Source organism: Peribacillus sp. 05N428, from assembly GCF_056397085.1.
This window is the reverse complement of record NZ_JBFTMS010000007.1, coordinates 178,906-193,965: the sequence shown is the minus strand read 5'-3', so window position 1 is coordinate 193,965 and position 15,060 is coordinate 178,906. Positions and strand designations below refer to the sequence as shown.

The window sequence follows — 15,060 nt, the reverse complement described above, 5'->3', positions numbered from 1 at the left end:
AATGGGATCAAATAGAAGAGCTGAGCTGTTCATTAAGCAAACCCAGCTCTTTCGTCATTAAAAATCGATAAGCCACTACCTTTTTCTCCGGATCTCCTCAACATGGTTCCCTTCAGTAGTAATATAGACTGTTTCATCAATTTTGTATGTTAAATAACGGTCACAATCAATTTCAAACGTTTTCCCATTGTCGAATTTCATTGCGCAATTGGATCCCTCTTCGGTTTCCGTCACATCAATGACTTCGTTCGTCTTAAAACCGACTGCCTTGCCATCGGAGAAATGCGGATAGTATTTTTCAACAATCTGCACCTTTTGCAATCTGCCAGGACTTGTTAAGTATACAACGAATAATATAATTAAAACGGCTATTAACCCAATGAGAATTACTGCTTTTCGTTTCACTCTATCTAATACCCTCTTCTCTTATCAATCTATTATTCAATATCCATTTTCACTAGATTATATTCAGGATTCCGGAAAAACATGATAGAAAAGATCATTTTATTTAACGATTTTCACTTTTTCAACCATCATCGCACAAGCGGCAGCAAGGAGGATCAGAATGGATACAGCCGAGATGACCCCTCCCCAGCCGAACTTCATCAGGAATAAACCGCCAGATGCCCCCACTATACTTGATCCTGCATAGTAAAACAGGAGATATAATGCGGATGCTTGTGCCTTTTCACTCTTATCTGCCAAACTGCCGACCCAGCTGCTCGCAATGGAATGAGCTCCAAAAAAGCCAAATGTAAACAGGGCAAGCCCCATTATTTTCAGCAAAAGCGGGTCCAATAAGGTTAACAGGGCGCCCATCAGCATGATTGCGATGCCGATAAGAAGTACAACCCTCCGACTATATTGATCGGCAAGCTTCCCCATCCATGTTGAACTAAACGTCCCCACAAGATAGATTATGAATATGAAGCCAATCAATGTCTGTGATAAATGATATGGCGGTCCCATTAAAGGAATACCCACAAAGTTATAAACGGTAACGAACGAGCCCATTAATAGGAAGGCCATGCCGAATAAGAGTACTAGTCTGTTATTCCTTAAGTTATTGATAAGGGATGTTTTGATCCTTGATAATGAGACCCGTACGCGGACAGCATGCTGCGAAGGCGGAAGCATCCACCAAAAAGCCAGACTGATGATCAAACTTAAAGCTCCAAGGCTTCCAATCGCTATGTTCCATGAGAAATGGTCGGTCAGCACCCCGACAATCAGCCTGCCAGCCAAGCCGCCGATACTCGAACCGCTCACATAGATCCCCATCACATAGCCAAGGCTTTTCGGATGAAACTCTTCATTGATATAGGCCATCGCAATGGCCGGGAAACCTGCAAGCACCGCACCTTGAATCGCCCGTATTGCAATCAGGATGTATAGATCATCCTGGATGAAGCTGACACATATGGATAACAATGCAGACAGAGTGAGCGCCGTCCCCATTATTTTTTTCCTATCGATATTTTCTGAGAAAAAAGAAACAAGCAATAAACAGAGTGCAAGCGTTCCAGTTGCGAAAGATAATGTAAGGCTTGCCATTGCAGGAGAGACTCCGAATTGCTTGGCGAAAACCGGAATGACCGGTTGGGTACTATACAGATCCGCAAACGTTACAAAGCTACCAAGAAATAAAGCCAAGATCGTTTTCCTGAATGATTTACCAGCAGGCTCGATATAATTCACTTTTGTTCAGACCCTTCACTATTTAACTTTCCCCCTATGTTAATACGAACTTCCCGAGTTGTCTATTTCACCACTTTTGTCAAACGGGAAAATTTCATTCCAGCAACTAAAAAAAACCTTCACTGCATGCAGTGAAGGTTTTTTCATTAATTTGAACGTTTACCATCCCGCTCATTTTTCTTAAGGAGCCAGTACACTGGCATACCGATAATAAGGATGATCACTGAGTACAAGGCATTTAAAGGTGTTTGAATTAATGTGCTTAAAACAATATATATTGCACCAGCAATCGCCACAATGGGGATGAATGGGTAAAACGGCACTTTATACGTTTTTGCATCCGGATCTTTTCTGCGTAAGATGAAGACCGCAAAGAAGGCTAATCCATAAAAACAGAAGACAGAGAATACAGCCATATTGGTAAGTTTGTCAGGGTCTGTTGCAACCATCATGATGATTGCAATGATCACTTGCAATACCGTGGCATTTATAGGCGTTTTGAACTTGGGCGATATTTTTCCGATTTGTTTATGGCCTGGCATCATTTTATTAGTCGCCATCGCCAAGGTAATGCGCGGAAAGGTCAAAAGCTTTCCGTTCAAGCAACCGAAGATAGAAATCGCAATTCCGATCGATATCAATTTCCCGCCCAACTCTCCGAATAGAAGCGTTGCTGCAACATTCGCTGCATTCGTACCATGGGCTATGACTCCCTCCGCCCCCAATACATGAAGCATGGCAAGATTCACACCCAAGTAAGCGACCATGACCACGACCAATCCCGTTATGATTGCCCGCGGCAGCGTTTTCTGTGGATTTTTCATTTCCCCTGCCATGAAGCCGACATTCATCCAGCCATCATACGCCCAGAGCGTAGCCAAAATCGCACCGGCCATACTGATTTTCATTGAACTTTCGCTATCGATATTGAATACAGGCATATCACCTTGTGCGATACCGAACACCGCTATGAAAATGATCGGGATCAATTTAGCAACGGTCGATAAGGTTTGGATGATACCGCCGTATTTTGTCCCCAGCAAATTCATGCCTGCTATGAATACAATCGTCAGAATCCCTATCGCCAAAGAGTAGCTTGAAGCGATCTTAAATATTCCTGCAACTAATAACCCGAAGTATAAACTGAGGGCGCCCATGACTGCAGGTCCGTACACCAATGTCTGAACCCAGCCGCATAGGAATCCCCATGCTTTACCGTACACTTCTTCCATATAGACATATAAGCCGCCCGTTTTAGGAATTCGTGTACTCACTTCCGCAATCGTCAACCCGCTTGCAAGGGTAATGAGACCGCCTATCAGCCAAGCTAACAAGGCCATGGTTGAATTACCGCTCAATTCAAGCACGTCACCAGGTCTCATGAAAATACCAGAACCGATAACTGTACCAACTACAATAGATGTTCCTACCCAAAAGCCAATCGTTTTCTTCAATTGGTCATTTCCCATGTTGTCCTCCCCAGGTGTACACATGTACTTTATTTATACTAAAATTATATCATATAAACTATATGAAAATAGTTTATGTAATCATTTGAATATTCCGGAAAATACCCAAACACGTTGGTATCATTACGCTCAGGCAGCTTTATTTCATTTATATTTTTTTTACTAATTATGACTGGAACTGCACTAAAAACCGAATATTTTTTTGTTATAAAAAGATTTATTGAGTTTTTACTCAATAATAACGAATTAAAAACCCCAAAACTCAATTATCATTCGTAAAGAATTTTATGGGAATCCCGCTTATTTTCGGACACACAAAAAAACCACCCCGAATCAACGGGGTGGTCCATCTCCTCTTTCAAGCTTCATTTCGTATTACCAAATAATGAATAGAAGCACAACCGCCAAGACGATCCGGTAAATGGCAAAAGGAGTCAATTTAACTTTATTGATTAAAATCAAGAAAAAGCGGATACAGAATAACGCAAAGATAAATGCGCTGATGAAACCTGCAATAAAGAATGGCAGAACTTCAGGCGTGAAGCTATCCCAGTATTTCACGATTTTTAACAAACTGGCACCAGCCATGATCGGCACTGCCATGATGAACGTGAAATCGGAAGCAGCCCGGTAGCTCATCCCTAATAGCACACCGCCTGATATCGTTGAACCTGAACGGGAAAATCCCGGCCATAGTGACAAACATTGAATTAACCCTACACCAAAGGCTTGTTTATAAGTGATTTGGTCAACCGTCTCTGCAGTCAGCTTTGGACGGAATTTATCCGCAGCAATCATCAAAAACGCGCCAAGGAACAATCCGACGATAACCGTCTTCATCGTAAATAAATGATCATCAATGTAATCTTCGAATAATAGACCTAAAACGCCCGCCGGTAACAATCCGACAATGATCTGCAATAGGTTAAGCTTTTGGCCGTTCACAGCGGATGTGCCTTTCAGCTTCCTTAAACCAAGCAAGTCCATGAATCGCCCCCAGAAGAGCACGACAACGGCGAGTATCGATCCAAGCTGGATGACCACCTTGAAGGCATTAGCCACTTCACTCCCGAAAAGTTCTTTCGAATTCAACCATAAATCATCAACGATAATCATATGCCCTGTTGACGATACAGGAGCAAATTCAGTTAATCCTTCTACAAGACCAAGGATAACTGCAACAAAAATTTCCCACATATTCATTTTATTCACCTCATATTTCGAACACCTATTTATGGAAATATCATATGTATTTTACTCGTTGTTTAAAATATTGTCTATTAAACATTGCTGAAACAATTCAAGCGTACATGTATGATAGGGTTCAAGATAAAGTTTAAAGGGGAAGTGATGATTTTGCAAAACATACTGATTTTCGCCCATAGAGGGTCCAAGGGGACGCATCCTGAAAATACCATGGCAGCCTTTCAAAAGGCGGCAGAAATCGGGGCCGAGGGGATCGAGTTCGATGTCCACCTCAGTTCTGACGGGGAACTGGTCATCATCCATGACGAAACACTTGATCGAACGACCACCCTTACCGGTTATGTAAAAGATCATTCGGCACAAAAACTGAAAACGGCTGATGCCGGGAGCAAATTTTCCAATGAATTCCTTGGGGAGCGGATTCCTTTTTTAGTGGACGTTTTCGACTGGGCTAAGGGAAATGCTTTATTGATGAATATCGAGATCAAGACGGATAAACTCGCTTATGAAGGAATCGAACAGAAGATCATTGATTCAATTCGTCAATATGGAATGGAAAACCGGGTGATCCTCTCTTCCTTCAACCATCAAACCATTGAAAAAGTGAAGATGCTTGCCCCAGATCTTGAACGGGCCTTATTGTTCGAGGGGCTTCCTGAAAACTTCGAAGAAATCTTACGTGATAAAAAAGAATCGGGTTTTCATCCAGATAAAAACAGCCTGAATCCTGCGGTTAAAGAAAAAGCGAAAAAACTTGGATATAAAATCCGGCCTTGGGTCGCCAATGATGAAGCCGACATCGTCAGGCTGGCAGAGTTGGGAGTCGACGTCATCATGACCGATTTCCCTGAAAGGGCAATCAAGATTTTGAAAGCTTGTCAGTCACATGGCTGAGCCATGCGAAAGAGAAGGAGCGATGCCCCTTCTCTTTCTAATCCATATTTATTCAATTAATTAACGAGAAAAGTTTGAACCGCCTAGTTGTTGTTCAGCCATTTGAACCAAACGTTTTGTGATTTCCCCACCAACAGATCCGTTAGCGCGAGAAGTAGTGTCAGCACCTAGGTTTACACCAAATTCACTAGCGATTTCATTTTTCATTTGTTGTAGAGCTTGTTCTGCACCAGATACTAGAAGTTGATTGCTGTTATTGTTGTTTGCCATGTGTTTTCACCTCCTACTAATATTAATTAGCATTTTAAGCTTAAATTATTATTGCCAATTTATTGTATTTTTTTGTTTGCGTTTCTCTCAATCCTAAGCTCTTTATCATGAAATTCTTTTTATGCTCATAAACTGTTAGGAAACTTTCAGTAGGAGGGAAAAGAATTGCAAATACATGTGGTTAGGCCAGGCCAGACGTTATATGGCATCGCCCAGACGTACAGCGTAACCGTCGACAGGCTCGTTGAATCAAATAAGATCCCTAACCCAAATAATCTTGTTTCGGGGCAGGCCCTTGTCATTCCAATCGTCGGCAGTTATTATTTCGTTCAACCAGGTGATAGTCTTTATTCCATTTCCCAAAGGGTTGATGTCCCTGTTCAAGAATTGGCAAATATAAATGGCATTTCCGAAAATCAAATCCTATCCGTTGGATACCGGCTTTATATTCCGGCACGGAGGAAAAGGACTGCCGAATTCAACGGCTATGTCGAGCCGAGGGGCACGACGGTTGCACCGGCCCTTGAGACGGCCGCCAGGGAAGCTGCGCCCTATTTAACCTACTTAGCCCCTTTCAGCTTCCAGGCGCTGCGAGACGGCTCCTTAAAAGAGCCATTGCTCAATGACTTCCCTGCCATCGCCAGGGAAAATAAAAATGTCCTGATGATGGTGATCACAAATCAGGAGAATGACCAATTCAGCGATGAGCTCGGGCGAATCATCTTAACGAATACTTCCGTTCAGAATAAGTTCCTGAACAATATCGTTACAACGGCAAAGAAATACGGTTTCCGGGATATCCACTTTGACTTTGAGTATTTACGGCCGGCCGACAGAGAAGCCTATAATCAATTTCTCCGAAAAGCCAGGGATCGCTTCAAGAAGGAAGGATGGTTCATTTCCACGGCACTGGCCCCTAAAACAAGTGCTGAGCAAAAAGGCCGTTGGTATGAGGCCCATGACTATAAAGCACATGGTGAAATCGTCGACTTCGTCATCATCATGACATATGAATGGGGATATAGCGGCGGACCGCCAATGGCAGTGTCACCTATCGGACCTGTTCGGGATGTCCTCGAATATGCCGTCACCGATATTCCTTCCAACAAGATCCTGATGGGGCAAAACCTATATGGCTATGATTGGACCCTGCCTTTTGTACAGGGATCCACTGCCAGGGCCGTGAGTCCGCAGCAGGCCATCCAAATTGCGGCGGACAATGATGTTTCCATCGAGTATGACGAAACCGCACAGGCCCCTCACTTCAATTATACCGATATTGAGGATAGGCAGCATGAGGTGTGGTTTGAAGATGCCAGATCGATTCAGGCAAAATTCGATTTACTCAAAGAATTGAACTTAAGGGGAATGAGTTATTGGAAGCTCGGCTTAGCCTTCCCCCAAAACTGGCTGCTCATCAGTGATAACTTCAACGTACGGAGAAGGGTTTAACAAAAGATATAGGAATACCCAAGCTGAAATGGGCATATAATCAACCATCGAGCATGAAGTCCATTCAGGATACGTGACTCAGCACTATAAGCCTTCCGACATCTTCCGGAGGGCTTTTATCATTTACCGAAATTCGATCAGGCAATATGCCAATATTCATCATTCAAAGTTTGTCAGTCCGGACCCTTATGAGCCATGCCTTTTTTGACCATACTATAAGGAACAGCTCAAAGGGTGTGAAAAAATGATTAGAATCGGTCCATACATCAGTACCGTTCCCAGATTTCCGCGTTTCATCAGATTGCTTTCCATCATCGCATTATTTTTACTTTCATTCGGGGTCTTGATCCACATTGTGGAGCCGGAGAGATTCCCCACCTTACTTGATGGCATCTGGTGGGCAATCGTGACGATGTCAACGGTCGGCTATGGAGATTTCACTCCCGTGACCAATCTTGGCAAAATCATTGGGATGGTCCTCATTTTGTCAGGGGCCGGCCTGATTACTTCTTATTTTGCGTACATCGCTAAAATTTCCATATCCAATGAACAGCAATTTCTAACAGGAAAGAAAGTATTCGGCGGCGGCGGACATATTATCATTGTGGGCTGGAATGGCCGTTCCAAGAGAATCATCCAAAACATTCATGATCGCAAGCACCATCAATCCATTGTCCTTATCGATGATACACTGCAAAAGCACCCGCTTCCACGAACGAATATCCACTTTATCCAAGGAAAAGCTACATTGGATTCCGTTTTGCAGAAAGCCAATATTAAACAAGCCATACGCGTCCTTATTACGGCTGACCTTAAGCAGGACGAGCTGCAAACGGATATGTTCTCGATTTTAACGTTACTGGCCGTCAAAGGGCTGAATCCGCATGTGTATTGTCTTGTGGAAATTTTGACGCATGAACAAAAGGAAAATGCGTTACGGGCTGGGGCGGACGGCATAGTCGAAACGAATAAATTCGCGAGTGAATATATGCAGGATTGCTTATCGAAGGGGATCATAACGGAAGCCAGGGAACAAAATGAGCGGGATGGATTGAGCCTCAAACAGCTGCCCATCCAGGATGACTGGGTGGAATTGACGTTCAAACAGCTGAACGTTAAGCTATTCGATCAAGACATTTTATTGGTCGGCATCATTTCAGGAGGCAAGACCTTAATCAAGCCCCCCGGAGATGTAGTCATCCATCGTGATGACACTCTACTCATCATTGATGATTAATGTAATAAAAGCTTTTCCAGATCCCGGACAAGCGTTTTTCCTAATGAGATATAGTTTTCCGGAAATTCGGCATCCGGATTTTCAGGCTCGGCAAACTGATTGAAGGAAGCGGAGAGGTTTCCGATATTTCCTTCATCGTCAATCCCGTCCTCGTACTTATGAGATAACAAAAACGGTTGTAAGAGTTCGACCATTACCCCGTCCTGATCGAGTGAACCATCAACAGCCTTGAAAGGGACCCGCAAGAATTGGTAGCCATCACTGTCATCAATCTTATAATCAAAAGACCCGTGGTCATAATCCCATCCTCCGCCTATCGCATATCCTTCCGGTTTTAACTTTGTCTCCAGATCGAACAACCCGAATGTTTTCCCTTCCAACTGAGAAGAAATTTTAATCATTGTATAAAACCTCTTTCGCTAATTTTCTATTAGCTTAACCAAAGCGCTTAAAAAAAAACCTGGAATGACTCTATTGTCCCCTTGATCAGGCATAAAGGAAGATTGGCTTCCTCACTGATTTCCAAGCTTTCCTTACGCTTTTATTTCAGCTTCGTCGCTCCCTCCTCCTCCTCCATTCGTAATTACTGGACCTTCTGCTGGTAGCGTCAGGAAAATGCGGATATACAACGTTAAGCACATTTTCCTGACGCTACCCATATATAACTTTGGCTCTTTGGCTCATTAAGTTTAACTATAGCATTGAACGAGACTTTAAATTCCCCACTTTTAACCTCAGAAATATGAACTAGGAACAGCACATAGAATAGGTATAGAAATATTGCGGCTAATGCTGGACATGGAGGGGATGTATTTATATGAGTACCAGAATAATCCGGCAACTGATAAGGTCAAGGCAACAGGAATTAGTCGAACTTGCTGCTTCATTTATTCGAATTCCATCTGAAAATCCATCGCCCGAGTTTAAGAAGCGGTCAGCAGAAATGGGACGCCATATTAGCCGATACCTAGCAGCAAAAGGGTTCTTGATTACCGAGCACCGCCGTAGCGAAAATGCGCTGGTTACCGTGGTCTGTGATGCTCCCTTAACCAGGGTACCTGGTCCACGGCTCCTATTTTGTGGACATACAGATGTCGTACCTGCAGGCGATTGTTCACATTGGACCTTCGATCCTTTCTCAGGAGAAGTCAGAGCAGGTATGCTTTTGGGTAGGGGAGCCTCCGATATGAAAGGAGGCTTGGCAGCACTGATTTTTGTGGCTGGACTACTTCAGGAGTTCGCCCCCACTCTTAATTTGAAAGGTAGCCTAGGAGTTATTGCCTCTCCGGATGAAGAGACTGGCGGCATTGAGGTGGCCTCGCTCCTGGATCAAGGATTGATTAAGGGTGATGCTTGTCTGATTGGTGAACCAACGGACCGCTACCATCCGAATGCCGGTGAAAAGGGCAAGGCATGGATGCAGGTGATCATACCAGGTCAGACAGATCATGGCAGCCTACAACCGCTTTATGGAATCTCCGCCGTACGAAGGGGGGCAGCCGCGGTCGAAGCACTAACCAAGCTATGGGAGCTCAAGGCAACGCCTCCGCCAGAGCCTTGTCAACTTTTGTACAATACTGAGTGGCTCCTATCTCAGAGTCTAGGAAATCCCTTACTGTCACAGTTACTTTATCGTCCCTCTTACAATCCAGGTGTAATCCAGGGCGGAACAAATGTGAACGTCGTCGCAGACAAGTGTATCATTAAAGTGGATACCCGGGTTCCATTCGGTATGAAGCCCGAGTTTGTACTTGATATCGCTAGGAATCTTGTTAGTGCTGTAGCGCCAGGTGCGGTTGTAGAGCCAATGGTACCCTGTACTAACCCGAACTGGACCTTAGAGGATCGTCCAATTGTGAGGGCCATGGAACTGGGAATCCAGCGTGTCCTTGGAATGGAGGAACCCGTCTTCAGCGTACTTTTGCTTGGTTCAAGTGATGCCAGTCACTTCCGGCGCCATGGCATTGAAACCGTCCTTTACGGTCCTGGGCTGGAACACACTATCCATGGGTACGATGAGCGGGTTTCAGTGGAGAACTTAATAGAATCTGCCGAGATATATGCTGAGACTGCAGTCAAGTATCTTAGGTCATTTTAAATCTATTTTCACTAAACTTTATGCAGGTGCAGGGTATACTGCACGCGCTACTGCTAATGTTCTCTTTCAAGGTGTATATGGTGGTGGTGGTCATTGGTGGGAATATTTATATACTCGTTGGTATTAATTCTTTAGTTCAATGCTAAACTAGATATATTTATTGCGTGTTTTGATCAAACTTTGTTTCAAATTTACATGAAGACCAAAAGCTAAAAAAAGAGCCTGGAGCAGTAAAACCGCTTCAGGCTTTTTTCTTTTTGGGAAAAGTGGGAATTCCTTTTTTCTCTGAATGAACCAGGATTTTTTTTAATAATTCTTTGCCTTCTTTTTTAGTCAGGTTCACTTTTTGTATTATTAACATCTGACCTGTAGATAAACCAAGGGTTACAACGCCCCTAATATGGGGCCTATGCAAGGAGTCCAACCAGCAGCATATCCTATCCCAATTAAAATAGAACCTATCTAGCGGATGGGCGATTTTTATCCATCATTAAGAATTTTGGTTGAAAAACCCCAATAATCATTAAACCAAAAACAATTATCAAAATAGCACCTACTTGTCTAATTAAATCAATGTATTCATAAAAGAGATCGTAAATAAAATTGGCCTGCTATTTACTTTGTTATTATCTTCTTTTAATTCTGTAACTGATAATCCTGTAATATAAGATAAAAAGGCAGGATATACGGGCAAACAGCAAGGAGAGATAAAGGATAAACCCCAGCACCAAAAGATATAAAAATATTTAAGTCTCCCAATATGATTTCCTCCAGTTTTGATTTTGTCTTGTTTTAGCATCTTACATCTTCTTCTTTCCATCCGGCAGGCAGGCTTCTTGCGGACCGGGGAACCGTTAACAGTTTCTCTAGCTCCTCGATACTAATCACCCCCCACTTTCATATTCGATACCAGTATCGAATATGTTTATTCTTACCCTTTGGCGTTCAACAAAAAAAAGGCATCAAGCCGGATGTTATTCCGGCTTGATGCCTTTTATATTATAAGCGCTGTTCGAGCTCCGCTTTTTTCTTTTCATAACCCGGCTTGCCTAAAAGAGCAAACATGTTCACCTTATAGGCTTCCACTCCAGGCTGATCAAATGGATTTACACCCAGTAAGTAACCGCTCATTGCACAAGCTTTCTCGAAGAAATATACAAGGTAGCCAAAAGTATAAGCATCGAGCTGAGGAACCGTTACGATCAGGTTGGGAACGCCACCGTCCGTATGGGCTAACAGCGTACCCTCAAATGCTTTATTATTCACGAATTGCACCGTTTCACCTGCTAGGTAATTCAGGCCGTCCAAGTCATTGGCCGCTTCTTCAATCACGATTTCATGACGGGCCTTATCCACTTTGATGACCGTTTCAAAAAGATCACGCCGTCCTTCCTGGACATACTGCCCTAATGAATGCAGGTCAGTCGAGAAGTTAGCCGATGAAGGGAATATCCCTTTTTGATCCTTTCCTTCACTTTCTCCAAATAACTGTTTCCACCACTCAGAGAAGTATTGAAGTCCAGGCTCATAGTTTATCAGCATTTCAATCGTTTTCCCTTTATTGTAAAGGATATTCCGAACCGCCGCATATTGGTATGCCTGATTCTCCCCTAGCTCGGAAGAACTGAAGTCGGCCCTGGCACGCTCGGCTCCCTCCATGATTTGATCGATATCCGCCCCGCTGACAGCAATCGGAAGCAGCCCTACAGCCGTTAAGACCGAGTAACGTCCGCCAACATCATCAGGAATGACGAAAGTTTGGAAACCTTCCTCCGTTGCTACCGTTTTTAATGCGCCCTTCTCTTTATCAGTCGTAGCATAAATGCGGCTCTTAGCTTCTTCAACGCCGTATTTTTGTTCAAGCAGTTTCCTGAAAATCCTGAAGGCCAGTGCAGGCTCCGTGGTCGTACCGGATTTAGAGATGACGTTGATCGAGAAATCCCTATTTTCCAATAGGTCCATCACGTCCTGCATATATGTAGAGCTTATATTATTACCGACAAATAAAATTTGCGGTGCTTTCCTTTTATCCGAAGGTAGAATGTTATAAAAACTATGTTGAAGCATCTCAACTGCTGCCCGTGCTCCAAGATATGATCCACCGATTCCGATAACCAGCAGCACTTCTGAATCTTCTTTTATTTTCGCGGCCGCTTTTTTGATTCTTGAGAACTCTTCTTTATCATAATTGGCGGGTAAATCAAGCCAGCCAAGATATTCATTGCCTGCCCCTGTCTGCTCATGCAGGGAATGGTGTGCCACTTTTACAGCATCCTGTAGATAGGTAATTTCATGCTCCCCGAAAAACGGCAGGGCTTTTGAATAATCGAAACGAATATGGGCCATTCAAATTCCTCCTTGAATTCTTTAGTTTCCCTTTCACTTTATCTGATGTAATTCTCATAATCAAGAAATCGATCAAGTAAATAACGAATTATGCATATAAAGCAATCTCCCACCTGGCAAGGCGGGAGAGCGGATCATATCACTTGTTTATAAGGAAGCCCGTAAAATGGCAAGGACATCTTCACGGTTGAGGACTTTGAATCGTCCAAATTCCCCTCTGCTCATCGCTTTATCAGCCATGACTTCCAATTGTGAGTCATCGATGCCATAATCCGAAAGATTGGTCGGCGCCCCTAAGCTGCTCCAAAATGACCTAAGTCTTTCAATGCCTTCAAGGGCCGCTTCCTCATCCGTTTTACCTTCCGGATCTACATGGAATACACGGACTGCAACTTGTTTAAAGCGTGCGACATTTTCATGGAGCACATGCTTCATCCAATTTGGGAATAAGATGGCCAATCCTCCTGCATGCGGGATATCATAAACAGCTGAAACGGCATGTTCAATGTTATGCGTTGCCCAATCACCGCTATAACCAACCCCAAGCGACCCATTCAAGGCTAGGTTTCCGGCATACAGGATAGTGGCCCGATGCTCATAATCCTCCAGGTCTTCCAATAGTTTAGGTGCCGTTTCAATCACCGTCGATAACAGCGATTCACAAAAACGGTCTTGCAGCGGTGCATGCGTTTCCGGGTGGAAGTACGTTTCGAATACATGTGACATCATATCGACCATTCCGTATACCGTCTGGTCTTTTGGTACTGAAAAAGTATTTTCAGGGTCCAAAATGGAGAATTGCGGAAATACCAATGGACTTCCCCATCCATATTTCTCTTTCGTTTCCCAGTTTGTTATGACAGATCCCGAATTCGCCTCAGAGCCTGTTGCAGCTAAAGTCAGCACCGTTCCGAATGGAAGGGCCTCTTCGACTGGTGCCTTCTTAATCACAAGATCCCATGGATCCCCCTCATATTTAGCACCTGCAACGATGGCCTTTGTAGCGTCTATAACGCTTCCCCCTCCAACCGCAAGGACAAAGTCGATCCCATGTTCTTTACAAAGGTCAACACCCTTCCGGACTGTTGAGATGCGTGGGTTCGGCTCAACCCCGGAAAGTTCGTGCACCTCTGCATCGATCTCTTTCAAGGCATTGATCACTTTTTCATATAAGCCATTTTTCTTTATGCTTCCTCCACCATATACAAGTAAAACTTTATCGCCATAGGCGGGAATTTCAGTTTTTAAGCTTTCAAGCTGACCTTTCCCGAAAATTACTTTAGTAGGATTTTTATATGTGAAATTTTCCAATGGTATCTCTCCTTTAATGTTTAATGCCACATGGACTCCGTTTTCGAATGAATGACAGGGCCAAGTGCTAGTTTTTCTTTTATTCATTATGACCAATGTTCCATTTAAATACAAAATATCCGCCCGGAACTTTTGAGTGGATGTATATTTACATGCTGAAAATGCATGATAAGTAAAGAACTGATTTTTTCAAAAAAAAGGAGGCTGTACAATGAGTGGAATACAAAGAATTGCACTTGTTCTTACAATAATCGGGGCAATCAATTGGGGATTAATAGGGTTTTTCCAATTTGACTTGGTCGCTTCGATTTTCGGAGGGCAAGATGCTGGAATGGCCCGTATCGTTTATGGATTGGTTGGAATTGCCGGTCTCATTAATCTTGGTCTTCTCTTTAAACCAAGTCCTGAAATTTCCAGGGAGCCTGAAACCAAACCGACTCGTTGAGATCTTGATCATGGACAATGTTATGTTCTATAAAATAAAGCCGGACCATGGATAAACACATGACCCGGCTTTATTTCATTCATATGCCCCCTGGACAAAAAAAACCGGCTGATCAAGGATCTGCCGGTTCTAAAAAATTATTTTTTGATTAAGTCTTCGCGTTGAGATTGTTCAATCCACTCTTGAAGTTTGTCTTTCAATGTGTTGAAACCTTCAGTAGATTCGATGTGAGATGTCGCTTTAACAGATGCTTGGCGTTTTTTCGGAGCTTTTTTCGGAGCTTCAGTACGCTCAGGAGCTTCTTCTGTAGCGCGGATCGATAAGCCGATTTTTCCAGCAGCTGAATCGATGGAAAGAACTTTAACTTTCACTTCATCGCCCACTTTTAAATGTTCGTTGATATCTTTAACGAAGCCGTGAGTGATTTCAGAAATATGAACTAAACCTTGAGTTGATTCATCTAGAGCAACAAATGCACCGTATGGTTGAATACCAGTAACTTTACCAGCAACTACCGCACCAATTTCGAATTTTTCAGACATGGTAACACTCCTATTTTATATATATTTTTTCGTCTTTTCACGCAATAAAAAATTATATCACATAATTGGAAAATAATCAAAGTTAAGTATAC

Annotated in this window: 14 protein-coding genes and 1 pseudogene; 5 read left to right on the top strand and 10 right to left on the bottom strand. The window is 43.2% G+C overall.

Annotation, left to right across the window (positions count from 1 at the left end):
• Positions 1–75 precede the first annotated feature (75 nt).
• From AC1DIV_RS09875 to AC1DIV_RS09860, 4 genes are all read right to left on the bottom strand, one after another.
• Positions 76–405, bottom strand: a complete 330-nt coding sequence (locus AC1DIV_RS09875; RefSeq protein WP_048678011.1) for a hypothetical protein — start codon at positions 403–405, stop codon at positions 76–78.
• A gap of 99 nt (positions 406–504) precedes the next feature.
• The gene (locus AC1DIV_RS09870; RefSeq protein WP_063595872.1) at positions 505–1,698 is read right to left on the bottom strand and encodes an MFS transporter; all 1,194 of its coding nucleotides are present in this window, start codon (positions 1,696–1,698) and stop codon (positions 505–507) included.
• Between the two features lie 146 nt (positions 1,699–1,844).
• On the bottom strand, positions 1,845–3,167 hold the full coding sequence (locus AC1DIV_RS09865) for an APC family permease (protein ID WP_477576249.1): 1,323 nt from the start codon (positions 3,165–3,167) through the stop codon (positions 1,845–1,847).
• A gap of 375 nt (positions 3,168–3,542) precedes the next feature.
• Positions 3,543–4,370, bottom strand: a complete 828-nt coding sequence (locus tag AC1DIV_RS09860) for an undecaprenyl-diphosphate phosphatase (protein ID WP_275452462.1) — start codon at positions 4,368–4,370, stop codon at positions 3,543–3,545.
• A 153-nt stretch (positions 4,371–4,523) separates the two neighbouring features.
• Between AC1DIV_RS09860 and AC1DIV_RS09855 the strand changes: the two genes are divergently transcribed.
• Positions 4,524–5,267 (top strand): glycerophosphodiester phosphodiesterase, encoded by a 744-nt coding sequence (locus AC1DIV_RS09855; RefSeq protein ID WP_477576247.1) that lies wholly within the window; start codon positions 4,524–4,526, stop codon positions 5,265–5,267.
• Between the two features lie 60 nt (positions 5,268–5,327).
• On the opposite strand, the gene AC1DIV_RS09850 is transcribed toward AC1DIV_RS09855, so the two are convergent.
• Positions 5,328–5,537 (bottom strand): alpha/beta-type small acid-soluble spore protein, encoded by a 210-nt coding sequence (locus AC1DIV_RS09850; protein WP_034310322.1) that lies wholly within the window; start codon positions 5,535–5,537, stop codon positions 5,328–5,330.
• A gap of 165 nt (positions 5,538–5,702) precedes the next feature.
• Between AC1DIV_RS09850 and AC1DIV_RS09845 the strand changes: the two genes are divergently transcribed.
• A complete protein-coding gene (locus AC1DIV_RS09845; RefSeq protein ID WP_063595869.1) occupies positions 5,703–6,989 on the top strand; it encodes a glycoside hydrolase family 18 protein in 1,287 nt (428 codons plus the stop codon).
• A gap of 244 nt (positions 6,990–7,233) precedes the next feature.
• A complete protein-coding gene (locus AC1DIV_RS09840) occupies positions 7,234–8,226 on the top strand; it encodes a potassium channel family protein (protein ID WP_421163272.1) in 993 nt (330 codons plus the stop codon).
• Here AC1DIV_RS09840 and AC1DIV_RS09835 read toward each other — a convergent pair.
• Positions 8,223–8,627 carry a YugN-like family protein gene (locus tag AC1DIV_RS09835; protein ID WP_048678017.1) on the bottom strand — a complete coding sequence of 135 codons (405 nt, stop codon included), beginning with the start codon at positions 8,625–8,627 and terminating at the stop codon, positions 8,223–8,225. The genes AC1DIV_RS09840 and AC1DIV_RS09835 overlap by 4 nt on opposite strands.
• A gap of 416 nt (positions 8,628–9,043) precedes the next feature.
• On the opposite strand from AC1DIV_RS09835, the gene AC1DIV_RS09830 reads away from it, so the two are divergent.
• Positions 9,044–10,324 carry a M20 family metallopeptidase gene (locus AC1DIV_RS09830; protein WP_477576245.1) on the top strand — a complete coding sequence of 427 codons (1,281 nt, stop codon included), beginning with the start codon at positions 9,044–9,046 and terminating at the stop codon, positions 10,322–10,324.
• 396 nt (positions 10,325–10,720) lie between these two features.
• On the opposite strand, the pseudogene AC1DIV_RS09825 reads toward AC1DIV_RS09830, so the two are convergent.
• The 3 genes and pseudogenes from AC1DIV_RS09825 to AC1DIV_RS09815 all read right to left on the bottom strand — a co-directional run.
• Positions 10,721–11,083: pseudogene (locus tag AC1DIV_RS09825) on the bottom strand (cytochrome c biogenesis CcdA family protein); the annotation flags it as partial.
• 240 nt (positions 11,084–11,323) lie between these two features.
• A complete protein-coding gene (locus AC1DIV_RS09820) occupies positions 11,324–12,670 on the bottom strand; it encodes a glucose-6-phosphate isomerase (protein ID WP_048678018.1) in 1,347 nt (448 codons plus the stop codon).
• Positions 12,671–12,817: 147 nt separating this feature from the next.
• A complete protein-coding gene (locus AC1DIV_RS09815; protein ID WP_063595866.1) occupies positions 12,818–13,981 on the bottom strand; it encodes an iron-containing alcohol dehydrogenase in 1,164 nt (387 codons plus the stop codon).
• Positions 13,982–14,192: 211 nt separating this feature from the next.
• Here AC1DIV_RS09815 and AC1DIV_RS09810 point away from each other — a divergent pair, with 211 nt between their 5' ends.
• On the top strand, positions 14,193–14,426 hold the full coding sequence (locus AC1DIV_RS09810; RefSeq protein ID WP_034310308.1) for a DUF378 domain-containing protein: 234 nt from the start codon (positions 14,193–14,195) through the stop codon (positions 14,424–14,426).
• Positions 14,427–14,563: 137 nt separating this feature from the next.
• On the opposite strand, the gene yugI is transcribed toward AC1DIV_RS09810, so the two are convergent.
• Entirely contained in the window at positions 14,564–14,968 is a 405-nt protein-coding gene (gene yugI, locus AC1DIV_RS09805; protein WP_034310304.1) for a S1 domain-containing post-transcriptional regulator GSP13, read from the bottom strand.
• Positions 14,969–15,060 lie beyond the last annotated feature (92 nt).